The organism is Wenzhouxiangella sediminis (genome assembly GCF_003410055.1).
GTDB lineage: Bacteria > Pseudomonadota > Gammaproteobacteria > Xanthomonadales > Wenzhouxiangellaceae > Wenzhouxiangella > Wenzhouxiangella sediminis.
In genome coordinates this window covers 166,478-191,352 of sequence record NZ_QUZK01000042.1, presented here as the reverse complement: position 1 = coordinate 191,352, position 24,875 = coordinate 166,478, and the positions used below count along the sequence as shown (strand labels likewise).

Annotated in this window: 21 protein-coding genes and 3 tRNA genes; 3 read left to right on the top strand and 21 right to left on the bottom strand. The window is 65.5% G+C overall.

Going from position 1 to position 24,875, the window contains the following annotated elements; translation table 11 throughout:
* Nucleotides 1–107 precede the first annotated feature (107 nt).
* From DZC52_RS11905 to DZC52_RS11860, 10 genes are all read right to left on the bottom strand, one after another.
* Nucleotides 108–183 (bottom strand) — tRNA-Thr (locus DZC52_RS11905).
* Nucleotides 184–198: 15 nt separating this feature from the next.
* Nucleotides 199–272, bottom strand: a tRNA-Gly gene (locus DZC52_RS11900).
* Between the two features lie 34 nt (nucleotides 273–306).
* A tRNA-Tyr gene (locus DZC52_RS11895) sits at nucleotides 307–391 on the bottom strand.
* A 129-nt stretch (nucleotides 392–520) separates the two neighbouring features.
* Nucleotides 521–1,474, bottom strand: coding sequence for a permease-like cell division protein FtsX (ftsX, locus tag DZC52_RS11890; protein ID WP_147307682.1), 954 nt, complete (start codon nucleotides 1,472–1,474; stop codon nucleotides 521–523).
* Nucleotides 1,471–2,154, bottom strand: coding sequence for a cell division ATP-binding protein FtsE (ftsE, locus tag DZC52_RS11885; protein ID WP_116651373.1), 684 nt, complete (start codon nucleotides 2,152–2,154; stop codon nucleotides 1,471–1,473). The genes ftsX and ftsE overlap by 4 nt, the downstream gene beginning before the upstream one ends.
* Before the next feature lie 26 nt (nucleotides 2,155–2,180).
* A complete protein-coding gene (gene gspF / locus DZC52_RS11880; protein WP_116651351.1) occupies nucleotides 2,181–3,383 on the bottom strand; it encodes a type II secretion system inner membrane protein GspF in 1,203 nt (400 codons plus the stop codon).
* A 173-nt stretch (nucleotides 3,384–3,556) separates the two neighbouring features.
* Nucleotides 3,557–5,056 (bottom strand): type II secretion system ATPase GspE, encoded by a 1,500-nt coding sequence (gspE, locus tag DZC52_RS11875; RefSeq protein WP_425451395.1) that lies wholly within the window; start codon nucleotides 5,054–5,056, stop codon nucleotides 3,557–3,559.
* On the bottom strand, nucleotides 5,025–6,965 hold the full coding sequence (locus tag DZC52_RS11870; protein ID WP_116651349.1) for a secretin N-terminal domain-containing protein: 1,941 nt from the start codon (nucleotides 6,963–6,965) through the stop codon (nucleotides 5,025–5,027). Before DZC52_RS11870 ends, gspE begins: the two co-directional genes overlap by 32 nt.
* Complete coding sequence (locus DZC52_RS11865; protein ID WP_116651348.1) at nucleotides 6,962–7,840, bottom strand: type II secretion system protein N; 879 nt, start codon at nucleotides 7,838–7,840, stop codon at nucleotides 6,962–6,964. The genes DZC52_RS11870 and DZC52_RS11865 overlap by 4 nt, the downstream gene beginning before the upstream one ends.
* Before the next feature lie 234 nt (nucleotides 7,841–8,074).
* Nucleotides 8,075–9,370, bottom strand: a complete 1,296-nt coding sequence (locus DZC52_RS11860; protein ID WP_245960816.1) for a DEAD/DEAH box helicase — start codon at nucleotides 9,368–9,370, stop codon at nucleotides 8,075–8,077.
* Between the two features lie 203 nt (nucleotides 9,371–9,573).
* On the opposite strand from DZC52_RS11860, the gene trxA reads away from it, so the two are divergent.
* From trxA to DZC52_RS11845, 3 genes are all read left to right on the top strand, one after another.
* On the top strand, nucleotides 9,574–9,900 hold the full coding sequence (gene trxA / locus DZC52_RS11855; protein ID WP_116651347.1) for a thioredoxin TrxA: 327 nt from the start codon (nucleotides 9,574–9,576) through the stop codon (nucleotides 9,898–9,900).
* 253 nt (nucleotides 9,901–10,153) lie between these two features.
* On the top strand, nucleotides 10,154–11,410 hold the full coding sequence (gene rho / locus DZC52_RS11850; protein WP_116651346.1) for a transcription termination factor Rho: 1,257 nt from the start codon (nucleotides 10,154–10,156) through the stop codon (nucleotides 11,408–11,410).
* Between the two features lie 217 nt (nucleotides 11,411–11,627).
* A complete protein-coding gene (locus DZC52_RS11845; protein ID WP_116651345.1) occupies nucleotides 11,628–12,332 on the top strand; it encodes a response regulator transcription factor in 705 nt (234 codons plus the stop codon).
* A gap of 153 nt (nucleotides 12,333–12,485) precedes the next feature.
* On the opposite strand, the gene idi is transcribed toward DZC52_RS11845, so the two are convergent.
* The 11 genes from idi to DZC52_RS11790 all read right to left on the bottom strand — a co-directional run bounded on the left by idi (nucleotide 12,486) and on the right by DZC52_RS11790 (nucleotide 24,765).
* Complete coding sequence (gene idi, locus DZC52_RS11840; protein WP_220338358.1) at nucleotides 12,486–13,073, bottom strand: isopentenyl-diphosphate Delta-isomerase; 588 nt, start codon at nucleotides 13,071–13,073, stop codon at nucleotides 12,486–12,488.
* Nucleotides 13,063–15,342, bottom strand: a complete 2,280-nt coding sequence (locus DZC52_RS11835) for a hydroxymethylglutaryl-CoA reductase, degradative (RefSeq protein WP_116651370.1) — start codon at nucleotides 15,340–15,342, stop codon at nucleotides 13,063–13,065. The genes idi and DZC52_RS11835 overlap by 11 nt, the downstream gene beginning before the upstream one ends.
* A gap of 7 nt (nucleotides 15,343–15,349) precedes the next feature.
* A complete protein-coding gene (locus tag DZC52_RS11830) occupies nucleotides 15,350–16,411 on the bottom strand; it encodes a mevalonate kinase family protein (protein WP_147307680.1) in 1,062 nt (353 codons plus the stop codon).
* Nucleotides 16,408–17,391: a diphosphomevalonate decarboxylase gene (gene mvaD / locus DZC52_RS11825; protein WP_116651343.1), complete on the bottom strand. Its 984-nt coding sequence runs from the start codon at nucleotides 17,389–17,391 to the stop codon at nucleotides 16,408–16,410. Before mvaD ends, DZC52_RS11830 begins: the two co-directional genes overlap by 4 nt.
* Nucleotides 17,392–17,677: 286 nt before the next feature.
* Nucleotides 17,678–19,003, bottom strand: a complete 1,326-nt coding sequence (locus tag DZC52_RS11820) for a sensor histidine kinase (RefSeq protein ID WP_116651342.1) — start codon at nucleotides 19,001–19,003, stop codon at nucleotides 17,678–17,680.
* On the bottom strand, nucleotides 19,000–20,028 hold the full coding sequence (locus DZC52_RS11815) for an SAM-dependent methyltransferase (RefSeq protein WP_116651341.1): 1,029 nt from the start codon (nucleotides 20,026–20,028) through the stop codon (nucleotides 19,000–19,002). Before DZC52_RS11815 ends, DZC52_RS11820 begins: the two co-directional genes overlap by 4 nt.
* On the bottom strand, nucleotides 20,025–20,594 hold the full coding sequence (locus tag DZC52_RS11810; RefSeq protein ID WP_116651340.1) for a DUF2878 domain-containing protein: 570 nt from the start codon (nucleotides 20,592–20,594) through the stop codon (nucleotides 20,025–20,027). Before DZC52_RS11810 ends, DZC52_RS11815 begins: the two co-directional genes overlap by 4 nt.
* Entirely contained in the window at nucleotides 20,591–21,877 is a 1,287-nt protein-coding gene (locus DZC52_RS11805) for an SAM-dependent methyltransferase (RefSeq protein ID WP_116651339.1), read from the bottom strand. The genes DZC52_RS11810 and DZC52_RS11805 overlap by 4 nt, the downstream gene beginning before the upstream one ends.
* Entirely contained in the window at nucleotides 21,874–22,623 is a 750-nt protein-coding gene (locus DZC52_RS11800) for a DUF1365 domain-containing protein (RefSeq protein ID WP_116651338.1), read from the bottom strand. Before DZC52_RS11800 ends, DZC52_RS11805 begins: the two co-directional genes overlap by 4 nt.
* A complete protein-coding gene (locus DZC52_RS11795) occupies nucleotides 22,616–23,857 on the bottom strand; it encodes an NAD(P)/FAD-dependent oxidoreductase (protein WP_116651337.1) in 1,242 nt (413 codons plus the stop codon). The genes DZC52_RS11800 and DZC52_RS11795 overlap by 8 nt, the downstream gene beginning before the upstream one ends.
* Nucleotides 23,854–24,765, bottom strand: coding sequence for an acyl-CoA desaturase (locus tag DZC52_RS11790; protein ID WP_116651336.1), 912 nt, complete (start codon nucleotides 24,763–24,765; stop codon nucleotides 23,854–23,856). Before DZC52_RS11790 ends, DZC52_RS11795 begins: the two co-directional genes overlap by 4 nt.
* Nucleotides 24,766–24,875 lie beyond the last annotated feature (110 nt).

Sequence of the window (24,875 nt, the reverse complement as noted above, 5' to 3'; positions counted from 1 at the left end):
AACGTGACCGATCGTGCCCACGTTGACGTGCGGCTTGGTGCGTTCAAACTTTGCCTTGGACATGCCTCAAAACTCCGTTTTGTCTTGATTCCAGTTGTCGATGATCGTGGTGCCCACGACTGGACTCGAACCAGTGACCTCTCCCTTACCAAGGGAGTGCTCTACCGCCTGAGCTACGTGGGCGCTCTAACAAAAAGCTGGAGCGGGTGATCGGAATCGAACCGACATCATCAGCTTGGAAGGCTGAGGTTCTACCGTTGAACTACACCCGCTCGGAAAAACCGACTGCTTCCAAACCTCGAAATCTGGTGGAGGGGGCAGGATTCGAACCTGCGAAGGCTAAGCCAGCAGATTTACAGTCTGCCCTCGTTGACCGCTTGAGTACCCCTCCGGAAATCCGTTCATCTTGCTCGATCGGACAACCCGACGACCCGACTTTCCAGACGAAGCCCGCAATTTTGTCCGATCCCGATCGACAAGTCAACCGCTTTTGCCGACGAGGTCGCTAATCGGTAACGATTCAGGACGGGTGGATGGCCCTGAGGTGCCTGCCCACTGCCAGCCAGGCACCCAGAACCCCCAGAATACCACTGCCCAGCACCAGCGTGGCGACCACCAGCCACGGCGGCGAAGCCAGCGTGAAATCGCTGGCATAGGTGCCACTGAGGCGCCCGACGGGGCCGGAAAGAACGAACAGACTCAGCTCGACGACCAGCCAGGCGGCCAGGCCGCCGCCCAGCCCGTACCAGAAGCCCGAGTAGAGGAAAGGCCGACGCACGAAACCGTCGGTCGCACCGACCAGCGCCAGCACGCGAATCTCTTCGCGGCGATTGTGAATGTCCATTCGGATGGTGTTGCCGATGACGAAGGCCACCGCCACCGCGAAAAGCACGCCAAGCAGGACCGCGAGCCGCTCGAGCAGCGCCAGGATGGCACTCAGCCGCTCCAGCCACTGCAGGTCGACGACGACCTGATCCACTCCTTCGGCGCCGCGAAGGCGGCCCGAGAGCGTTTCGACGTCCTGACCGCCCGCCGGCGTGACCTCCAGCACCCAGGGCAGCGGATTGGCCTCGATGCGACCGGCCAGGTCGTCGAGCTGGAGCCGTCCGGTGAGTTCGGCCATGCCAGCCTGTGGACTGATCGGGTCGACGGCGACGATCCCCGGCCAGGTGCTCAGCAGCGATGCCAGCTGCACGGCCCCGCGCTCCTCGATTTCAGCGTCCAGGAACACCGACACGGTGTCGAGGCGCTCCCAGCCGTCGCTGATCCGCTCGGCGTTGTCGAGAGTCATGTAGAGACCGGTCGGCAAACTCAGCGTGATGGCCAGCACCACCACGGTCATCAGGGTGGCCAGCGGATGGCGCACCAGAGCGCCAAGCGATGAAAGCAGGCTGTAGGCATGCCGCCGCGCCCAGGCACGCACCCCGCCCGGCCAGGGCACGCCGCCCGATTGGGAACCCGCGCGCCGGCTCACGGCGCCGCCACCTGCCGGGCGGGCACATCGTCGGCCAGAGCCCCGTCCTTGAGCACCAGTACCCGGCGCTGCAGCCGGCGGATGAGATCGAGGTCGTGGCTGGCGATCAGCACGGTGGTTCCCAGTTCATTGAGCGACACGAAGAACTGCATCAGCTCCGCCGAGAGCTCCGGGTCCAGATTGCCCGTGGGCTCGTCGGCAAGCAGCAGCGGCGGCTTGGCCACGATGGCCCGGGCGATACCCACCCGCTGCTGCTGCCCGCCCGAGAGCATGGGCGGGTACATGCGCTCCTTCTCGAGCAGCCCCACCTTGTCGAGCGCGGCTCGCACGCGCTTGCGGATTTCCGGGTAGGCGACGCCGGCGATCACCAACGGCAGCGCGACGTTGTCGAACACGCGCCGGTCGCTGAGCAGGGAATGATCCTGGAACACGATACCGATCTGGCGCCGGAGCCAGGGAATCTGGCGCCGCGAGATCCGGCCGACGTTGCGACCGTCGAACAGCACCCGCCCGCGGCTTGGGCGCTCGAGCAGGGCGATGAGCTTGAGCAGCGTGGACTTGCCCGCCCCGGAATGTCCCGTCAGGAACACCATTTCGCCGCGCGCCAGGCCGAAGCTGACCTCGCCCAGGGCCTGGATGCCCCCGGGATAGCGCTTGGCCACCTGCTCGAACCGGACCATGTGCTCGGCACCACTCATCATCGGCCTCAGGAGAGCAACTGGCTCATGGACATGATGGGCAGCATGATGGCGAGCACGATGTACAACACGACCAGGCCCACGACGAGGATGAGAATGGGCTGGAGCACCGCCAGCAGCAGCTGGCTGGCCGCCTGCAGCTCGCGCTCCTGCAGCCGGGCGGCCTGCTCGAGCATGGGCGCGAGCTCACCGCTTCGCTCGCCACCGGCGAGCAGGCGCCGCGCCATCGGCGGCAGCCAGTCGAACTGCCCCAGGGCTCGGGTCAGCGAAACACCTTCACGCACTTGGGCTGCCGCCGTGGCTACGTCCGCGCGGATTCGCCGGTTGGCGATGACCTCGCCGGCCACGCGCAGGGCATCGACCAGGGGCACGGTGCTGGCGGCCAGGATGGCCAGGGTTCGCGTCAGGGTGGCGGTTTCGCGCGAGCGCGCCAGGCGACCGAAAACCGGCACCCGCAACAGCCAGGCATCGAATGCCATCCGGGCGCCGGGCTGCCTCAGGGTCACCAGCGCCGCGAAGACCAGGGCGGCAAGTACGATCAGCACCAGCCAGCCCCAGCTGCCGATGAACTCCGACAGCCCGAGCAGGCTGCGGGTCAACAGGGGCAAGTCGCGCGAGGCCTGCTCGAAAACGCCCACCACCCGCGGCACCACGAAGCCGACCAGGCCCGTAACCACGGCGATGGCGATGACCGTCAACACGACAGGGTAGACCAGCGCAAGCGAGAAACTGCGCCGCATCTCCTCGCGCTGCTCTGCAAAGCTGGCGAGCCGCTCGAGTACGCCGTCGAGGGCACCCGCGCGCTCGCCGGCGGCCACCGAGGCGCTATAGAGCGGCGGAAACAGGCGCGGCTGCTCGGCCATGGCAGCCGACAGGCTCTGGCCTTCCATGACCCGCGCCCGGATGGCGCCGAGCTGTCTGCGGGAACGCGACTGGTCGGCCTGCTCGACGAGCACCGACAGCACTTCCTCCAGGGGCAGCCCCGCCGTGAGCAGCGTACTCATCTGGCGCAGCAGCAGCGCGCGCTCGCGCCCCTGCCCGCCCAGGCCGCCACCCCCACGTCGCTGCGCCGCCTCGACGCCGTGGACCTCGAGCGGCATGAGACCCCGCTCGCGCAGCTGCGACCGCGCCGCCCGCGCACTGTCGGCCTGCACCACCCCGCGCGTGGTCACACCCTTGTCAGTCAGTGCCCTGTATTCGAATGCTTGCATCTAAAACAGAGGTTTCAGGTTGCAGGTTTCAGGTTTCAGGGACGCTTGGCAACACGGAACGAGCGTTGCCCAAAAGCCATTGACCGTGCCACCGGACGGTTGCGTCAGGCGCTCAGCCAGATCCGAAGCGAGGGATTCCTGAAACCTGAAACCTGAAACCTGAAACCTCATCATCACGCCGTCCTCGTCACCCGCAACACTTCTTCCAGGCTGGTTGTGCCTGCCAGAGCTTTCCGCCAGCCGTCCTCGAAGATCGAAGGCGCCAGCTCCCGGGCCAGCTTTTCCAGGGCCTGTTCGGCTGCGCCGTCGTGGATCAGCCCGCGCATCGCCTCGTTGACCGGCACCAGTTCGTAGATGCCGGTGCGGCCGTGGTAGCCGGACTGGTCCGCCGGCAGGTCGGGGCGCGGTCGGTAGAGGGTGGCGCCGTCCCCGGTCTGCACGCCCAGGCGCTGTAACTCGGCGGCCTCCAGCGTGTAGGCCTCGCGAGCGGCCGGATCGAGGACGCGGACCAGGCGCTGGGCCAGCACGCCGATCAGGCTCGAGGCGAGCAGGAAAGGCTCCACGCCCATGTCGACCAGGCGCGGAATGGCACCGACGGCGGTGTTCGTATGCAGAGTCGAGAGAACGAGGTGACCGGTCAGGCTGGCCTGCACCGCGATACGGGCGGTTTCGAGGTCGCGGATCTCGCCGACCATCACCACGTCGGGATCCTGGCGCAGGATCGCGCGCAGGCCGCGCGCGAAAGTCAGGTCGACCTTGGGGTTGACCTGCGTCTGGCCGATGCCGTCGAGGTCGTACTCGATCGGATCTTCGACCGTCATGATGTTACGGCTGCGATCGTTGAGCCGCATGAGCGAAGCGTAGAGGGTGGTCGACTTGCCCGAGCCGGTCGGCCCGGTCACCAGCAGGATGCCGTGTGGCCGCTGGATCAGCGCTTCCATGCGATCACGCGTGGCCTCGTCCATGCCAAGTTCGGCCAGGTCGAGGCGGCCGGCCTGCTTGTCGAGCAGGCGCAGCACGACCCGCTCGCCGTGGTTCGAAGGCAGGGTCGATACACGCACGTCGACCGGCCGGCCAGCGATGCGCAGGCCGATCCGGCCGTCCTGCGGCACGCGCTTTTCGGCGATGTCGAGCCGCGCCATGACCTTGATGCGCGAGACGATCAGGCCTGCCAGGCCACGGGCCGGCGTCATCACCTCGCGCAGCACGCCGTCGACGCGGAAGCGAATCGACAAGCGCTCCTCGAAAGGCTCGAGATGGATATCGGAGGCACCCTCGCGGATGGCCTGGGTGAGCACGCCGTTGATCAGACGGATGATCGGTGCGTCATCCTCGGACTCCAGCAGGTCGGCGGGCTCGGGCAGGTCCTCGGCCAGCCGGGACAGGTCCAGGTCCTCGCCGAGATCTTCGGCGGCGTGACGCGCCGCGGCGTCGTCGGCCTCGTAGAGCTCAGTGATCAGCCGATCGAAATCGGCGGCAGGCAGGCGCTCGACCTGCACCGGACCGTCGAGGCGGCGGCGCACTTCCTGCACGGCGACCACATCGACCGGTTCACGGACAACCAGCCGGTGGCGGCCGCCGGCGTCGTGACCGGCCACCGCCACGCCGCGCTTGCGCGCGAATCCATAGCCGGGCCGGAACTCACCGGCCATCGCTGCCCGCGTCTCCCGCATTCTCGGGAGCGGCCTGCATGAACGCCTCGAGTTCGGGCAGCAGGGGCATCTGCGACTTGCGGCTCAGGCCGTCGACCGCCTCGCGCTGCTCGAGCTGGAGGTCGCGAATGCGCGTGTACTTCGAACGCGTGACGCTGTCCACCAATTCCTTGTCGTGCAGGATCTGCGGCCGGATGAAGACCATCAGGTTGCGCTTGACCTTGCTGGTCGTGCGGTAGCGGAACAGCTCGCCGAGCAGCGGAATCCGGCCGAGGCCCGGCACTTCCTCGCGACCTTCCTGCAAGTCGTCTCTGATCAGCCCGCCGAGCACCAGCATCGAGCCGTCAGGCACCATCACGCGGGTGGAAATCGTGCGCTTGCTGGTAATCAGGTCCACCGCTCCGGCCGAGGGCGCCAGGTCCGAGACTTCCTGCGAGATGTCGAGCATGATGGTATCGCCCTCGTTGATATGCGGGGTGACGTTGAGTTTCACGCCGATTTCTTCGCGATTGATCGTCTGGAAGGGATTGACCTGCCCTTCCCCGGTCGCCACCCCCTGGGTGGAATAACTGCCCGAAAGGAACGGCACTTCCTGGCCCACGTTGATGCTCGCTTCGTGATTGTCGAGGGTCACGATCGACGGCGTCGAAAGGACGTTGGTGTTGGAGTCGCTGGCCAGGGCGCGGGCCAGGCCACCGATCTCGAGCAACTCGACCCCGAGCAGGCTGGTCGTGCCGCCGACATATCCCAGGTTCAGCCCGCGACCGGGCAGGAGCAGGTTGCCTTCTTCGCCGGCGCCGCCCAGCCCGGCCGAGAGATTGAGAATGTTGTTGCCGCCGCTCTGGTAGTTGGTGCCGCCGAAGAAGCCGGAGTCACCCGACTCGAAGGCCTGCCACTGGATGCCCAGCTCGCGACTGGTGTCCATGGCCACCTCGGCGATGATGGCCTCGACCAGAACCTGCGCGCGGCGCACGTCGAGCTGGTCGACGACCGACTCGATCGAACGGTACACCGACGGCGGCGCCGTCACGACCAGCGCATTGGTCTCGCCGTGCGCCTGGATGCGGGCCTTCGCGCCCTCTTCGGCGTCGAGCTCGAGCATGCCCTCGAGCACCGGCACGAGCGTGTCGGCCGTGGCGTAGCGCAGGTAGATGACCTGCGTGCTGCCCTCGGACTCCAACGGCGTGTCGAGATGGCTGATCAGGGTGCGAAGCCGAAGGCGACGCGCCGGATCGCCGGAGAGCACGACGGTGTTGGTCCGCTCATCGGCCACGGCGGACTGGGCGCCCCCGTTGGCCGGGTAGATCTGGTTGATCAGCTGGACCACCTCGGCGGCGTCGGCATGAGACAGGGCGATCACCTCGACTTCCTGGTCGATGGCCGCGTCGAGGCGGTCGATGATCGTTTCGACGCGCCGGATATTGCTGGCCCGGTCGCTGATGATCAGGCTATTGGAGCTTTCGTGGTGCACCATGTAGGCCGACTGGGGCAGCAGCTGGCGCAGCAACTGCGAAACCTCGGCGGCGTCGACGTGCTCGAGCTGGATGATGCGCGTGACGGGCTCGTCGCCCCCGCCGCGCATGTCGTCGACCGGTACGCGACCGTCCTGGCGGGCGTTGACGTCGGGCACGACGCGAACGGTCTGCTCGTCGCCCACCGCGGCGTAGCCGTGCACGCGCAGGATCGACTGGAAAACGTCCCACACCTCGTCTTCGTCCAGCGACTGCGAGGAAATCACCGTCACCTGCCCGGTCACCTGCGGGTCGACGATGATCGAGCGGCCGGTCATGTCGGCCACGGCCGTGATCAGCGCCCGGATGTCGGCGTCCTTGAAGTTGAGCACGTGCCCGTTCTCGTCGGCCGCTTCCTGCGCCGGGGCCGGCAGCGACAGCACCAGCAGAACGGCGGCCAGTCGTAGTTGTTTGATCATCTTGATTGCAGACTCCCCATGATTTGCTCGATATCGGGTCGCAGCGTCATCTCGCGGCCGTCGCGGCGCACCGTGATGGCGACTTCTCCGCGCGACAGCACGTCGGCGAACAGCCGCTGGACTCCCTGGGCGGTTTCGAGCGGCTGACCGTTGACCGCCACGACCACGTCGTTGACCTGAAGGCCCAGTTCCTGGAACAGCCGAGCGTCGCGCCCGGGTCGCACGCGGAATCCACCCCCCGCGACGGGCATGGCCGAAATTGACTGGGCCAGTGCACCGGCATCCAGCCCGAGCGAGCGAGCCGCATCGGGCAAGGATGCGACGCTGGCCCCGGCGGGGGCACTGAATCCCCGGATGCCCGGGAGTTGCCGCGAAGGCTCCTCTGCCACCCGATCATCGCGGCCCGGGCGGCCGGACGCGGGGCCGCTGGAGACGGCGTCGGGATCCAGCGCCAGGGTCTCGCGGCGACCGTTGCGAACGATGATGACGCGGCGCGATTCGATGGCCTCGACCTCGCCGCCACCGGGCAACTCGTCGCCGACGCGGTAGACGTCTTCACCCGAGCCGCTGACCGAAATGATCGCGTAGCCGCGCTCGCCGCTCATGACACCCTTGAGGCGAAGACGGCTGTCGGAAACCGGAACCGGCTGGAGCATCACCGCCGGCGACGCGGAACGACCGAACAGGTTCCAACGGAACTCGCCGCTCGCACCGCCGATTTCCGACACCTCGGGAACGGCCAGCGCAGGCACCGACGCCACCGAGACGCCCCCGACCACCAGCCACAGCGAGCGCACCAGCAGCCAGACCACCGCCAGCGCCAGTAGCGCGCTGCTCAACAAGGCCAGTCGCGAGGACCAGGCGGGTGACATCATGGCGGACACGGACCAGTCGACTCCGGAGGGTTGGTTCTGGCGGGAGATTAGCACAGACCGGCCGCGGTTCGGAGGGGAGAAACGGCGTGATCCATGGCTCCGCAGGTCGGGGTCGCACCCCCGACGGACCACGTCTCAGCCCGGAAGACACATCGCGATTCGTGCACAGGCCCGAGACCTCGTCCGTCGGGGAGACGACCCCGACCTACGCGGGCAATAGCGGGCTCTTCGGGTTCACCCGGAGTGGCGCCGGCCACCACCCCGATTCGACCCTCCACGCCCACGACCTCCACCACGCCGCCCGCCCTTCTTCTTGCCGCTGGGCTTGCGCGGCGCCGGACGTTCGAGTTCGGGCAGATCATCGGGATCGTGCTGCTCGACCGTCAACGGCATCTCGATGTACTCCTCGATCTCGGGCAGGTGGAAGGCGTAATCCTCGCAGGCGAAGCTGATGGCATCCCCGGTCGCGCCCAGCCGCGCCGTGCGGCCGATCCGGTGGACATAGTCGGCGGCGTCCTGCGGCAGGTCATAGTTGATGACGTGGCTGACATCGGGAATGTGCAGGCCGCGCGCGGCCACGTCGGTGGCGACCAGCACGTCGAGTTCCCCGTCGTGGAATCGCTTGAGCAGGGTCTGGCGCTTCTTCTGCGGCACGTTGCCGGCCAGCATGGCGGCGTTCATGCCGTTGGCCTTGAGCGTCCGCGCGACCCGGTCGGTCTCGTGCCGGGTGTTGACGAAGACCATCACGTGGCCATCTTCCATGCCGCGCAGCAGCTTTACCAGCAGGGGCAGCTTCTCGCGGTTCGAGGGATAGTAGACGCACTGCCGCACCCGGTCGCTGGTGACCTGCTCTTCCTCGAAGCGGATGGTCTGGGCATCGTTCATGTGCTCGTAGGCGAGCTCGGTGACCTTGAGCGGGAAAGTGGCCGAGAACATCAGGGTCTGGCGCTTGTCGACCGGCGGCATCTTGCGGAACAGGTAGCGGATGTCGGCGATGAAGCCCAGATCGAACATCCGGTCGGCCTCGTCGAGCACGGCCACCTCGATGACCTTGAGGTTGTAGACGCCCTGCTTGAGGTAGTCGATCAGGCGGCCCGGCGTGCCGATCAGGATGTCCACGCCGGCGGCAATCTGGTCGCGCTGCTTGCCGTAGTCGACGCCGCCGTAGGTCAACACCGAGCGCAGGCCCGTGTGCTTGCCCAGCAGCTCGGCATCGCGGTGGATCTGGATCGCCAGTTCGCGAGTCGGCGCGATGATGATCGAGCGGGGATTCGGGCCCGGCCCGATCGAATCGGGCGAAAGCAGCCGCTGGAACACCGCCAGGAGAAAGGCAGCGGTCTTGCCGGTGCCGGTGCGGGCCTGGCCGGCCACGTCACGGCCCGAGAGGGCCAGGGGCAGGGTTCGTTCCTGAATGGGTGTGCAGTACTCGAACCCGGCCTCGGCCAGGCTGCGACGGATGTCGGGATGCAGATCGAAGGAATCGAAGCGCGTCTCGGTCAGCACCTGCTGGGTGCCAGTGTGTTCGGTCACGGAAATGATGTAGTCCTTGAAATTCTGGTGAATTGCCTTGACCTTGCGTGTGACCCCGGACGGCGTCGAGCCATCGCGACCCGGTTTCAGGGGGAGTCAACACACAGGCGAGCGTGGCATAGTATATTGTCAATTGCCCGGTTCTGCCGAGCGCGGGCGCAAATGGCCGCCGCAAACCCCTATTCCAAGGAGCAATACGAGCCGTGAGCGACAACATCATTCATGTAACCGACAGCGATTTCGAGGAAAACGTCCTCAAGGCCGACGGACCGGTGCTGGTCGACTACTGGGCCGAATGGTGCGGCCCCTGCAAGATGATCGAGCCCATCCTGCACGAGCTGGCCGACGAGTACGGCGGCCGCCTGAAAATCGCCAAGCTGAACATCGACGAGAACCAGCAGGTGACCAGCCGCTACAAGATTCGCGGCATTCCGACCCTGATGATCTTCGAAAACGGCGAGCACCAGGGCACCAAGGTGGGCGCGCTGACCAAGTCCGCGCTGAAGTCCTTCGTCGAAGAAACCATCTGATCGTTTTCCGCCGGGCCGTCCGGCCCGGCGGATTTCACGGCGACGGCTGGACTCCGCCGTCGAATGGTGCTAACTTTACGCCCAATCGGGGCGGGTCACCGTCCGGCAGTTCCTTAATTCCCGAACCCTTTCCCGGATCTCCGGGGCAACATGCGATAGAACCTGATCATGGTCCTTTTCCGGTCGCCGCGACCGGCGAACCTCCCTGTTCGCCCGCGGTGTGCCCAATGACTCCCGTAAAGACACTCAAGCGATGAACCTTACCGAACTCAAGAAGAAATCCGCCAAAGAACTGGTCGAGATGGCCGAGGAACTCGGCATCGAGAACATGGGGCGTTCGCGCAAGCACGACGTCATCTTTGCCATTCTCAAGGCCAAGGCCCAGAAGAAGGACGCCATCTACGGCGACGGCGTGCTCGAAATCCTGCAGGACGGCTTCGGCTTCCTCAGATCGGCCGAAGCCTCCTACATGGCGGGCCCCGACGATATTTACGTCTCGCCCTCGCAGATCCGCCGCTTCAACCTGCGCACCGGCGACTACATTTCCGGCAAGATCCGGCCGCCGAAGTCCTCGGAACGCTACTTCGCCCTGCTCAAGGTCGAGGAGCTCAACTACGACAGGCCGGATCAGTCCAAGAACAAGATCCTGTTCGAGAACCTCACCCCGGAATTCCCGCGCGAGCAGCTCGTGCTCGAACGCGGCAACGGGTCCACCGAGGACATCACCGGGCGCATCGTCGACCTGATCGCGCCCATCGGCAAGGGCCAGCGCGGCCTGGTGGTCAGCCCGCCCAAGGCCGGCAAGACCATGATGCTGCAGAACATCGCCACGGCGATCCGGGCCAACAACCCGGAAACGCACATGATCATCCTGCTCATCGACGAGCGCCCCGAGGAAGTTACCGAGATGGAGCGCAGCGTCGACGCCGAGGTCATCTCGTCGACCTTCGACGAGCCGGCCACGCGCCACGTTCAGGTCGCCGACATGGTCATCGAGCGGGCCAAGCGCCTGGTCGAGCACAAGCACGACGTGATCATCCTGCTCGACTCGATCACCCGCCTGGCGCGCGCCTACAACACCGTGGTGCCCTCGTCGGGCAAGGTGCTCACCGGCGGTGTCGACGCCAACGCCCTGCAGCGCCCCAAGCGCTTTTTCGGCGCGGCGCGCAACATCGAGGACGGCGCCAGCCTGACGATCATCGCCACGGCCCTGGTCGACACCGGCTCGAAGATGGACGAGGTGATCTACGAAGAGTTCAAGGGCACCGGCAACATGGAAATCCATCTCAGCCGCCGCATCGCCGAGAAGCGGGTCTACCCGGCCATCGACATCAACCGCTCGGGTACCCGCCGCGAGGAACTGATGATCGGCAATGACCAGCTGCAGAAGACCTGGATCCTGCGCCGAATCCTGCACCCCATGGACGAATCCCAGGCCATCGAGTTCATGCTCGACAAGCTCAAGGTCACCAAGACCAACGAGGAGTTCTTCAATTACATGAAGCGGTAAATCTGGCTCCTTGGTTCGTTGGTTTTTTGGTTTTTTGGTTTTTTGGTTGCTACACGGCGCCGGGGCTCCGAATTCACCCGGGCGGCTACGGAGCCCCGATCTACCAAAACACTAAAGCACTAAAACACCAAAGAACCGAAACACAAGGCTTCGTTCACTCAACGTTGACATTCCCCCCATAAACTGGCCTCATTCACAAATGTGAAGGAGTGAAGGAATGTCCGAAGAAGCGCTGCCCCAGGCCACGATCCTGCTGGTCGAGGACCACGACGACCTGGCCGCCACCATCGGGGCCTGGCTGGAAGACGCCAATTTCGCCGTCGATTTCGCCGCGGACGGGGCGATCGCCCTGAACCTGGTCACGGAAAACGAGTACGACGCCATCGTACTCGACCTCATGCTGCCCCGCGTCAACGGCATCCGGGTGGCCGAGAAGCTGCGCGACGACGGCGTGGCCACGCCCATCCTGATGCTGACCGCCCGCGACCAGCTCGACGACAAGATAGAGGGCTTCAACGCCGGCGCCGACGACTACGTGGTCAAGCCCTTCGAGACCGAGGAACTCATCGCCAGGCTGCGCGCCCTGATCCGCCGCGCCCGGGGAGAGACCGGCGAGGGCCAGCTCAAGGTCGGCGACCTGATGTTCGACCCGCGCCTGATGCGCGTCGAGCGCGCCGGGCAGCGCATCACCCTGTCACCGACGGCGATGCGCATCCTCAAGATCCTGATGCGCGAATCGCCCCGCGTAGTCAGCCGCGAGCAGATCGAGAACGAACTCTGGGGCGACACCCTGCCCGATTCCGACACGCTGCGCAGCCACGTCTACAACCTGCGCAAGGGCATCGACCGCCCGTTCGAGCACAAGCTGCTGCACACGGTGCAGGGGATGGGCTTCAAGCTGGCCACGCCGGACGAAGCCTGACGGTTCGTTCGTTTTTTGGTTCGTTGGTTCGTTGGTTTTTTGGTTTTTTGGTTTTTTGGTTGCTCGACGGCGCCGGGGCCTCGACTTGATGCACGAGGCTCTGGAGCCTGCCCCTACCAAAACACCAAAATACTAAAACACCAAAAAAACCAATCAGCCGTTCAGTAGCTGCTCGACGCGCTGCCAGTGGGCCCGGCGCAGCTCGCGCCATTCCATGCGGAACCACGGCGCCACGTCGGCCGACTCGTCGGCGATCAGGGCGTCGACTTCGGCCGGCGTGAGAAAGCGCCAGTCGGCGATTTCCGAAGGATTCGGGCGGACCTCGGTCTCGGCGGTGCGTCCGATATGGACCCAGCACAGTTCGTGCTCTGCGCCCAGGTCCTCGTAGTGGGCCTGGTACTGGAACTTGTAGACGAACTCCAATTCGGCGCGTACGCCCAGTTCTTCCTCCGTGCGACGCAGAGTTGCCTCGGCCATGTCTTCGCCGACGCGCGGATGCGAGCAGCAGCTGTTGGCCCAATACAGCGGCCAGAGGCGCTTCTCGCCCACCCGCTGCTGGATCAGCAACCTTCCGGTCGGATCGAAAAGAAAGACGGAAAAGGCACGGTGAAGAACGCCGTCGCCGTCGTGGCAGGCGCCCTTGGACAGCGTTCCGATCTCGCGGTCGCGGTCGTCGACGAGAATCAGCTGCTCGCTGTCGGACGACACCACGCGCGCCGGGCCGGCCTGGTCAAGCGCCACCGATCTGGACCTCCAGCGCGTTGTAGCCGGCGGCACGAATGGCGCGGGCCACACGCGCACTGTCGTCGGGGCACAGCGCGATGATGGATCCGCCGCCGCCCCCGCCGGTGAGCTTGGCGCCGACCGCCCCGTTGTTGCGGGCCACCTGGACCATTTCCTCGAGCTCCCAGCTGGAGACCTGCATGGCGTTGAGCAGCCCCTGGCAGACGTTCATCAGCTCGCCCAGCGTGTCGTAGTCACCTGTTTTCAGAGCATCCAGGCCGTTGCCCGCCAGCGTGTCGATCTCGTCGAAGATCCGCTCGTAGAGATTCGGGTTTTTCTTCCATGCCTCGCGCACCCGGGCCACGGTGCGGGCGGTCAGGCTCTCGACGCCGCTCATGCCGATGACGATCGGCAGCGGCTCGGCCACCTCGATGACCTCGCGCTGCGGCTTCTCGCCGTTGCGAAACAGCATGAACTCTCCCCAGGTCGCCAGGGTGTTGTCGATCCCCGAAGGCGTCCCGTGCGCGACCTTCTCGCACTCGAAGGCCAGCTCGTTGATTCGTTCGTCGTTCAGGCCGAGCGAGAAATGCGCGTCCATGGCCCGGATCACGGCCACCGCCAGTGCGGCCGAGCCACCCAGGCCCATCGCTCGCGGCACGTTCGGGAACACCTCGATGCGCATGCCGCGCCCCTGCAGGCCGAGCGCCTCGAGCACCCGCGCCATCGAGCGCGCGAAGGACTGCGGGTGCTTGGCCTTGAAGTCCAGGCGCTGCTCAACGCCCCAGCGCGGAATGATCAGCTCCACGCCTTCGCGCGCGTCCTCGACGCGCGCCTGGATGGCCAGCGGGATCGGTGCTGCGATGGCGCGACGCCCGTAGACCACGGCGTGCTCGCCGAGCAGGATGATCTTGCCGTGCCCTGCCCCCAGGGTCTCGCCCTCGAGGGTCGTTTCCTCGTCCCGGCGTTCGTCCTCTTCGACCGACACCGTCGACGGCTCGGCCTGCGAACGCACCTCGGCGATGATCTCCTCGGCCTTCCAGATCTTGATCTCGCCCGAAGCGATCAGGCGTTCGACCACCGTGTCGAACAGTTCGGGCGGCGTGCCCGCGGCCGTGGCCACCGAGCGCGCGTGCAGGGTCATGTGCCCCTGCTGGATGCCTTCGGTGACCAGCGCGCGAATCGCCGAGAAGTTCTGCGCCAGGCCGACGGCGCCCATGACCTCGGCCAGTTCGCGAGCGGACTCGACGCCGAGCATGCGCATGTTCAGCGCCACGGTGGGATTGGTCTGCAGCGGCCCGCCCACGGTGCCCACCTTGATCGGAATCTCGAGCTCCCCGACCAGGTCACCGGCGTCGTTCTTGTACCACTGCGTCAGCGAGGCGTAGCGTCCGCCGCGGGCGGCGTAGGCGTGGGCACCGGACTCGATGGCGCGCCAGTCGTTGCCCGTGGCCAGGGCCACGGCGTCGATACCGTTCATGATGCCCTTGTTGTGCGTGGCCGCGCGATAGGGGTCGATGCGGGCGAAGTCGTTGGCCACGATGATGCCGTCGCGCACCTGCTCGCCATCGAAGCCCTTGCCGGTGAGCTTCTCGACCGGGATGCGGACCCGCGCCTTGACCAGCGCACGGTCGGTCAGGTTCGACAGGATGCGCAGGAAGACGCGCCCGTCGGCGATGTTCTCGACCAGCGAGGCGACGCCTTCGCACATCGTGTTGACCAGGTTGGCGCCCATGGCGTCGCGCGTGTCGACGAGCAGGTGGACGACCACCATGTCGCCGCCGGGTCCCTGCGAGGGATGGATGAAGACCTCCAGGTCGCGCGCGCCGCCGCCGCGGGCGATCATCTTGGGATGCAGGCTGTTGGCCAGGTTGAGAATCTCGGCCTTGCGCTGCAGCAGGGCGGCCTTGGCGCGGGAAGGGTTGGCCACGTCCACGATCTGGATCTGGCCGATGAGCTGGGGCTCCATGCTCTCGACGGTGAATCCGCCGGACTCGCGCGCCAGCTTGGCAGCCGAGGACAGCGCCGCGACGATCGAGGGCTCCTCGACGACCAGCGGAACGACGTACTCCTTCTCGTTGATCAGGAAGTTCAGGCCCAGGCCGACCGGCAGCCCCATCACCCCGATGACGTTCTCGATCATCTTGTCGGCCAGCTGAACCGACAGGGTGTGGCTGCCTGACTGCAGGTCCTTGTAGTCATCGGGACTGACCAGGCCACGGTCGCGCACCGTCCGCACCCGTTCGGGCACGGACATCTTGTAGAAGCGGGGAATCCGGGATCGTTCCATCAACTCGTCACTCTCGTATTACGCGCACGCCCTGTGGATCGGGACGAACCGACAGGGTCTTCAATCCGGCCTGCCGGCACAAGTAGCGCATCCGCGGCCCGAACTCCGGGTCGCGCGAAGCGGCCACGCCCAGGTCGCCGCCGCCGGCGCCGCAAGGCTTGTAGACGCCGGCCAGCAACTGTGCGAAGCCGTTCGCCATCCGGTGCTCGGTCGTGACGACCTCGCAGCCGACCAAATCGTTCATTTTACCCATTATTTCCCCGTAATCCGACCAGCACGCGAGAATGGCATCGGCGTCCCCGCGCTCCAGGGCCTCGACTCCCGCACTCGCCACGCTGTGCATCTCGCCGAGCAGACCGCCATGCTCGCGTGGCGCGCGCTCCCGGGACCGGCGCCAGGCCGCGAGCAGTTCGGCAGTCGAGGCCGGCTCCCCGGCCCACACGAAGCAGGTGCGCACGGATTCCGGCATCGACAGCGGCCGGATCTCGATCTGCTCGTCGCGAATGCGGTAGGCCAGCAGGCCGCCGCAAAGGCTCGCGGCCAGATCGATACCGCTACCGGCGTTGCCCTGCGCCTCGCGCCCCGGCACGAGCAGCCTGGCAACGGTCTCCACCGCCGACTCGGCCGGGTGATCGCCGAGAAAGGCGGCATGCAGCACCGCGTCGATCGCGACCGCGGTGGCGGCACTGGAGCCCAGTCCCAGCTTGATCGGTCGCTTGCCGCCGGCATCGAACAGCTCGGCGGTGTCTATGCTCATCCGGAATGGCGCGATCCGCCCGCCCGAGCGAGAGATGCGGCCCAGCACGGCGTCGATCAAGGCGGCTGTCCGGGCAAAGGGCGCCGGCACGGCCTCCTGCCAGCGCAAGGAGCCCGAATCTTCCGGCGCGAATCGGACCGGCGGAATGTCGAGCTGCGGCGCCTCGATTCGGCAATCTCGGGCAGCGCATTCGATGAGTTCGACGCGGCAGCGCCGGTCCACGGCCTGGACGAGAGCGGGTGTGCCCTCGAGGACCGCGTACTCGCCCAGCAAGACAACCTTGCCCGGAGCCGTAGCGACCCAGCGTGTCACGGGACTGCGGCCCGCGCCGCGCCGCCGCCCAGGCCAGTCACCAGCACATCACTCACGCCAGGCTGATCAGCGAGCAGCCCGGCAACCCGTTCGCTCTCGCCCGGCAGGCAGACGGCCTTGAGCTGGGGACCCGCATCAATCGTGAAGAACACGCCCGTTCCAGCCGAACGCAGGGCTCGCACGGCGTGCAGGCAGGCCAGGGTGGCCGGGTTCCAGTAGACCAGTCCCGGACGCGCCGCCAACATCGAGGCGTGCATCTTCAGGGCGCTGTGTTCGGCCGTCTCTGCCAGTGCCTCGAAATCGCGAGCAGCGATCGCCGAACGCGCTGCATCGAGATCTTCCGCCACCGTTTCCACCCAGGCCGGGTAGTAAGGCGAGGTTCTCATGGTGTGGTTCATGCCGTCGCGCGACCCCACGGCCTTGCTGCCCGAATCGGTGATGGCCACAACGACCTCCAGCGGCCACTCTTCGGCGGACAGGAGGGGGCGGGCGACTGCGTCGACGCCGTTTTCTCGGTGGCCGGGGTCCATTTCCGCGAACCCCCCGAAAATCGAGCGTGCCGCCGATCCCGAACCGCGCCGGGCCAGACCGGACAACTCGCTCTCCGACAGCTGCAAGCCGAAAGCCTGTGCGGCGGCCACTACCAGCGCGGCGAATCCAGACGCCGACGAGGCCAGACCGGCACCCGTCGGAAAGTTGTTCCGGCTCTCCACCCGGCAGGCCACCGTCGCCCCGGCCCGCTCGCGAACGAGGTCGAGAACCGCGCCCACCCGCCCGGGCGGCTGCTCGACGCCGTCGAGCACGAATTCGTCTGCGCCCAGCGTGGGATCGGGCGTGACCGTCGTGCGCGTCTCCAGCCCTGCCAGCGTGATGGAAATCGATCCGGCGGCCGGCAGATTCAACCGCTGGTCGCGCTTGCCCCAGTATTTGACCAGCGCGATATTGGCACCCGCCCGCGCGGCGGCTTGTTTGAAGGACATGTCCGGATTGTGACAGTGGAGAGGCCCCAATGATAAGGGCTTGCGGGGTGTTGTGGCAGTGGGGGTTGGGTTTCAGGTTTCAGGTTTCAGGTTTCAGGTTTCAGGTTTCAGGTTTCAGGTAAAGGATAAAGGGGTTCCGGGTTCGGGAAAGCAGTGTCGACGCATTCAGGACTGCCCGTGTCTTCGTTCACGCTATGTTTCCGGCCAGCACGACACCAGGCTTTTAGGCAACGCACTCTCGGGCTTCGCCACGCGCTCCTGAAACCTGAACACTGAAACCTGAACCCTAGTTACTTCCGAAGGGCTTGAAGGTCGCCTGGGGGAATTCGACGCGGATCTCGGTGCCGGCGCCCAGTTCGCTGTCGGCGTGCAGGTGCCAGCCGAATCGGTCGCACAGGCGGCGGACGATGGACAGGCCCAGGCCGTATCCCTCGTTGGAGCGGTCATGCCCCCGGTAGAAAGGCTCGAACATGCGCTCGAGATCCGTCTCGGCCATGCCGCAGCCGGAATCCTGAATGGTCACGCCGTTGCGGTCGACCAGAACGTGCACATGCCCCTTCTCGGTGTAGCTCAGGGCATTGCGCAGCAGGTTGGTGAAGACGATGGCCAGCACCCGTTCGGGCGCGCTGATTTCGAGCAGGCCGTTGGCGCGCACTCCGGTGGTCACCTCCGGCCGGTCGAAAGTCGATGCGATCTGCTCGAGCAGGTCGGCGAGCAGGTCGTTGAGAACCACCGACGACCAGTTCAGGCGCGACTCGCTCTCGCGTGCGAGGATCAGCAGGGTCTCGACGAGCGCCTCCATGTCGCGCACGGTCCGGTTCATCCGCTCCACCGTCTTGGCCCTCGCCTCGGGATCACTCTGCTTGGCGAGAAGCCCCAGATTCGATCGAAGAACCGCCAGGGGCGTTCGCAACTCGTGGCTCGCGTTGCGCGTGAAGTTGCGTTCGCGCTGGATGAAGGACTCGAGGCGATGGATGAACTGGTTGAAGGCGTTGATCAAAGCCAGGGTTTCGGTATCGGTGGTTTCGCCGAAGGCTTCCTCGCTGAGCTCCTCCAGCTGGCCCGAACGGAAATCGTAATTGCGAACGGCATCCGCCAGTTGGACAACCGTCGAGACGGCCCGCCGGGACATGATGTAACCAAGCCAGGTCAGCAGGTAGATCAGAAGCAGCACACCGGTCAGGGGCGCAACCCCGAAATACCAGGCCAGGGAAGACACCTGCATTTCGTCGAACACCAGATACAGACGCTCGTCACCGCGCTGCGATACGTGAATCACGGGAGATGAATCGTCGTGACGATGCCCCCGCCGGAAGCCCGGCGTCTCGTCACGAAGCCATCCCGGAACACTGGAAGGGTCGCCGTTCTGCGCCATGTAGGCAGTCAGATTATTCGTATCGGGAAGCGGAAAATCCGGATTGTCCTCGTAGTGATTCCAGAAGTATTCCGCCTCCCCGTTCAGGGCTTCCTGGACCAGTACGCGCTCGACCACCCAGGCTGCGGCGTAGACACCGAGAACGGTGGCGATACTGATCGCCAGCACCTGCAACAGGAAAACGCGCACCAGCCGGGTGCGCAGCCCGCCGGTGAGGAGGCGATTAAACGGCTTCATTGCGCCTTGCGGAACAGGAAATGACCGACCAGCCACTGGCGCCCGTGATCGAAGCCGAACAGCTCTTCGCAGGCCATGAAGAATATTCGCCAGCGTTGCTGCCACAGAGGGGCCTGATCGCCGTAGGTGGCCTGCATGACCGAGCGGACTTCGCGGGAGCGCTGGTCGAGATTCTCCAGCCACGCACGCGCGGTCCTGGCGTAGTGCTCGCCCGAGTAAAGCCAGCGGCGTTCGATGACCACATCATCAGCGAAGTGTAACAGTGTGTCGGCACCCGGCATCAGGCCGCCGGTAAAGAAGTGGCGGCCCATCCAATTGTCCTCTCCTTCCGTTTCGAACGGATAGGCCAGATAGCGATGGCAGAAAATATGCACGAACAGGCGGGCCTCCGGTTTCATCCAGCCGGCAATGCGCCCGAGAAGCTGGCGGTAATTGCGCACGTGCTCGAACATCTCCACCGAAACCACCCGGTCGAACTGCCTGTCGAGCGACAGCTCGTTGACGTCGCAGGTGATGACCTCGACGTTGTCCAGCGCCAGCTCCCGGGCCCGGGTCTCGATATGACGCCGTTGCGAACTCGAGTTGGAAACGGCCGTGATTCGACTGGTCGGATAGTTCGACGCCATCCAAATCGTCAGCGAGCCCCAGCCGCATCCCAACTCTAGAATGTCCTGACCATCCTCCAGCGCCGCGTTTCGGCAAGTCTGGTCGAGCATCACGGTTTCAGCGTCGTCCAGACTGTCTACACCGGGCGGCCAGAGCGCGCTGGAATACTTGAGGCGATGCCCCAGAACCTGCTGGTAGAAAGCCGCCGGCACTTCGTAGTGCTGTTCGTTGGCCGCGTCCGTTTCAATGGCGATGGCCGACTCGGCCAGCTCTTCCATCAGGGCCTGGTAGCGCTCGGATTGGGATTCGGGATTGTCCGCCCGCTCCTCGCGCAGGCGCTGCCTGAGCAACTTGCGAATGCCGCGCCGGATGAGCCAGTCGGGAACCAGTCCCTTTTCGGCCAGATCGATAGGCTTCATGAAGTCGCGCTCCGGGATAAGGATTGGTCGGAAGTCTTGCCGTCGTGCCGCCGACCCGGCCGGTCGGCCAGCCAGAACAGCGCGGGCAGGAGAAGAGCCCAGCTCAGGCCCGTGGCCAGAACGACCTGCCAGGCCGGCGCCAGCCACTCGACGGCGCCGAAGCGCGAACCGGCGAAGTACGACATGGGCGAACCGATCCCGCCGAGGATACCGATCAGCAGAAGCCGCCCCTTGAACACGCTCATCGAGTGATTGAGCACCAGGGCCATGGCCAGCCACAGCAGCAGGATCCAGAAGGGGGCGAATTGCGTCGAAGGCCAGGGCATGGCGTAGGCGAGCAGCCCCGCCTGCACCCACAGCGAGTCGAGCAGGAACCCGATCCCCAGGCACAGGAAGATCATGCGCCAATCACTGGGATGGCGCCGGCGGGGATGCAGTTGCCACAGCGCCATCGCCGCCACCACCGAGGTGCCGGTCCAGCCCGCCACTCCGGCGGATGCGCCGACCACGCAAGCCGGCCAGCTGAGCTGGAACAGGCCCTGGTTGATCCAGAAATCGTACTTCATGCGGTCAGATCCCGTCCGCCGGACAGCCCGTGCCGGGCCGGCGGTCGCCAGTCCGGACCGGCCATGAGCAGGTGCACGTCGCTGATCGCCCGCTCCCGGAAGCCGCCTTCGCAATAGGCCAGGTACCACAGCCAGCGGCGCCGGAACGTTTCGTCGAACCCCATTTCCCGGATGCTGTCCCAACGACTCTCGAAACGCTCGCGCCAGGCTGCCAGAGTTGTCGCGTAACTGGCACCGAAGTCGGCCAGTTCGACCAGGCCGAGCCGACTGGACCGCGCCATCGAGGCGGTGATGGCGCTGACCGAAGGAATGAAAGCTCCGGGGAAGATGTAGCGCTTGATGAAGTCCACGGTCCTGAGCGCGCTGGCGTAGCGGTAGTCCTCGATCGTGATCGCCTGGATCAGTGCCAGACCGTCGGGCACGAGAAGGGAATCGATCTTCGCCAGGTAGGTATCGAGGTACTGATGGCCGACCGCCTCGATCATTTCGACCGACACGACCTTGTCGAACCGCCCTTCGAGGTCCCGGTAGTCGCGCATCAGCAGCGTCACCCGGCCCTCGAGACCGGCCTCTTGCACCTTGCGGCGCGCGAACTCGAACTGCTCGCGCGAAATGGTGGTCGTCGTCACGCGGCATCCGTATTGCTCGGCGGCGTGAATGGCCAGCCCGCCCCAGCCGGTGCCGATTTCCAGCAGGTGATCTTCCGGACCGAGATCGAGCTTTCGGCAGATCCGGTCGAGCTTGTTGAGCTGGGCCTGCTCGAGCGTCTGCTCTTCGGCGGTGTACAGGGCGCTCGAATACATCATCCGCGCGTCGAGCCAGGACCCGAAGAACTCATTGCCCAGGTCGTAGTGCGCGGCGATGTTGCGGCGACTGCCGCGGAGACTATTGCGGTTGAAGGCGTGCCACGCCCCGAGCAGGACGTTGGTCAATCGCGCCGCACCCCTCTCCATCCTGTCGAGCACCCGCCGATTGCGCGAGAGCACCTGCACGACAGCGACCGGGTCGGGGCTGTCCCAGAGACCTGCCATCCAGGCCTCCGCCGCACCGACGCTGCCGCCGCTGGCCATCAGGCGCCAGAAGCGCAGGTCGTGGATGACCACCGTTGCCTGAAGCGCATCGTCGACCGCGCCCAGCTCGTATTCACCGTCGGCGTCCTGAATCGTCAGTCGCCCCTGCTCGATCGATCCGAGACGGGCGAGCACTCTGGCACGCAGCCAGCGGTCGAGCCCGCCGCCGGAACCGACATCCGCCTCATCAATCGTTCTGTCCGTGTGCGTCATTGCGTCACCTTGTCCGGATGGGAATGAAACGGCGTCTTCTTCAGCCACAACCTGAACGCCTGCCAGTAGATCGCTGCGACGACCTTGGCCGTCATCAGGGGAAAAGCCAGCGGCATACGGCGCATGGCGGCCGTCGTCATCGGCTCCAGCGCCAGGCGCATTCCCGCCGAGAAGCATTGTCGACCCGCTTCCTTCAGGCGCATGTGAACGCGCAGGTGGTCGTTCTCGACGCGGAATCGCCAGTCGTAGCGTATGGCCATGGGCATGAAGGGAGAGACGTGAAAGACCTTGTCGAATCCGAATCGGTACTCGGGCCCGGACTGCTCGAGACAGTCGAGCACGTAGGCGTGCCGTTCGTTCCAGGGGGTGTTGTGCACCTCGGCGACGATGGCATCCAGCTGCTCGTTCCTGCCGAGACAGAAATAAAAGCTGACCGGATTGAAGCACAGGCCCCACTGGCGCAGGTGAGCCAGTAGAAAGATTTGCCCTTCGGGCCGCCGGCCGGTTTCTGCCGACACCCGATCGAGCACTGCCTGGCGCAGCGGGCGATCGAGCGGACCCAGGAAATCACCGCGCCGGAAGCTGACCAGGTTGCGGCCCTCCACCGACCACAGTCGACTGCGGCCGAAGACGTCCGCGATCCGATCGATGTCGATCAGCGTGTAGCTGGTTCGGTAGGCGAACCGGTGTGGCCTGGGCGTGAGGCGCTCGTGCCACACCCGGCCGGTTGCGATCGCGTTATCCATGGCGGGCCTCGATATCGTCGACGACGCGCCGCGCGCTGCGGGCGCCGTCCTCGTGAAATCCCCAGCCCCACCAGGCACCGCAGAACCAGGTTCGGCGCAAGCCGTTGATGTCGCTCCATCGCGACTGGGCGGCCACAGCCTCTGGCGTAAAGACCGGGTGAGCGTAATTGCGGCGCACGAGAATCCGGGCCGGGTCGATCAGCTCGGTCTGGTTGAGCGAGACCACGAAATGTTGTCGGCTTTTGATGTTCTGCAGCAGGTTCATGTAGTAGGAAACCCGACACCGCCTGCCTTCCTCGCCGTCGATCCGGACATTCCAGGCCGCCCTGGCCGCCCGCCTGGACGGCAGCACCGAAACGTCGGTGTGCAGGACGGCCTCATTGGGCTGATACTGGATGGCGGAAAGGACGCAGCGCTCAACCGGACTGGCGTCGGCCAGGAGTCCCAGCGCCTGGTCCGAATGACAGGCGAGAACGATGGCGTCGAAACGCGCCTCGTCCTCAGGCGTTCTGACGACCACGCCGTCGTTCGTTCGCTCGACCCACCGAACGGGACTGGCGATCTCGAACCGGGCAGCACACCGCCGTGCCGCCTCGACGTACTGCCGGCTACCGCCGTCGACCGTTTCCCAGGCGGGGCGCTCGCCCAGGGTCAACATGGAGTGATTGTCCATGAAGGCCAGCAGGTGCTTCATTGGGAACTTCGTGACGTCGCCCATCGGGGCGGACCAGAGCGCGGAGGCCATGGGCAGCATGTGTCGCGATGCGAACATCTCGCCGAGACCGCTGCCCGCGAGCCATTCGCCCAGCGTCACGCGCTCGTCCAGCTCGGCCAGGAGCGCCGGCGCACGCCGGTAGAAGCGCGCGATGTCGAGCACCATGCCGTGAAAACGCGGACTGAGCAGGTTGCGGCGCTGACAATAGAGTCGGCCGAGGGTGCTGGCGTTGTATTCCATCCCCGAGCCGGTATCGCTGACGCCGAAGCTCATATCGGTCGTCCGGGAGGTCACGCCCAGCGACTCGAACCAAGTCGTCAGCAGCGGGTAGTGCTGGCGGTTGAAGACGATGAACCCCGTATCGATGCTCTGCTCGACGCCCTCGTCGTCAACGACCTGGGTATCGGCATGACCACCGAGGCGATCGGCCGCCTCGAAGACGGTCACTTCGTGACGATTCGAAAGATGCCAGGCAGCATACAGACCAGATACGCCACCGCCGACGATCGCGATCTTCATGGCTTGACTCGCCGCGCCTCGCGGATTCTCTCGGGCACCGGCTTGAGGCCGCTGACCAGCCCGAACCAACTCATCATCCTGAGCAGATAGTAGCTGATGTCGACCTCCCACCAGTAGAAGCCCTGCCGGGCCGAGCCGGGGAAGTGGTGATGGTTGTTGTGCCAGCCTTCACCGAGCGTCAGGAGCGCAAGGAAGAAGTTGTTGCGACTGTCGTCCCGTGTCGCGTAACGCCGACTGCCCCAGACATGGGCGAGCGAATTGATGGTCAGCGTGACGTGAATCAGCACGACAGTGGAGAGGAAGTAGCCCCAGACGAGCAACTGCATGCCGCTGGTCTCCAGCCCGGGGGCCAGCCAGTTCAGGAAGGTGCCGAGACCGAAGAGCGCCGCCGCATAGATCACCGGCACGAGCAGGTCATAGCGATCCAGCCAGCGGAGTTCCGGGTACACGATCAGGTCGGGAATCTGGTCGGCCCGCGTTTCGAAGTTCTCGCGGCAGAGAAACCAGCCCATATGGCTCCACCAGAACCCGTGCCGTGGAGCGTGGACATCCTGATCGGTATCGGCGTGTCGATGATGGTGCCGGTGATGGGCCGCCCACCAAAGCGGACCGCGCTGCGTGGCCGAGGCGCCGACCAGGGCGAAAAGGAACTGGACCGGCCGACTGGTGCGGAAAGTCCGATGCGAGAAATAGCGGTGATAGAAGGCCGTGATGGCGAACATCCGCAGGAAATAGCTCGCCGCGAAAACCACGACGGCCGTGGTGGAGACGCCCACGAACAGCACGCCCAGGCAGGCCAGATGCAGCCCGATGAAGGGAATGATGCGCAGCCAATCGACCCGACGGGGATCGTCGGCATCGTCCCGAAAGCGCTGCCGGGAATCAAACCAGGCGAAAAATTGCTGCATTTCCTATATTTATCCAATCCGCTTGGCCGCAGATTAGACGCCCCGGCCCATCAAGTCGGCGTGAAGTCGTTCCTTCACTCCGGCTGAACATGCGAGCGCGCATGATCCGG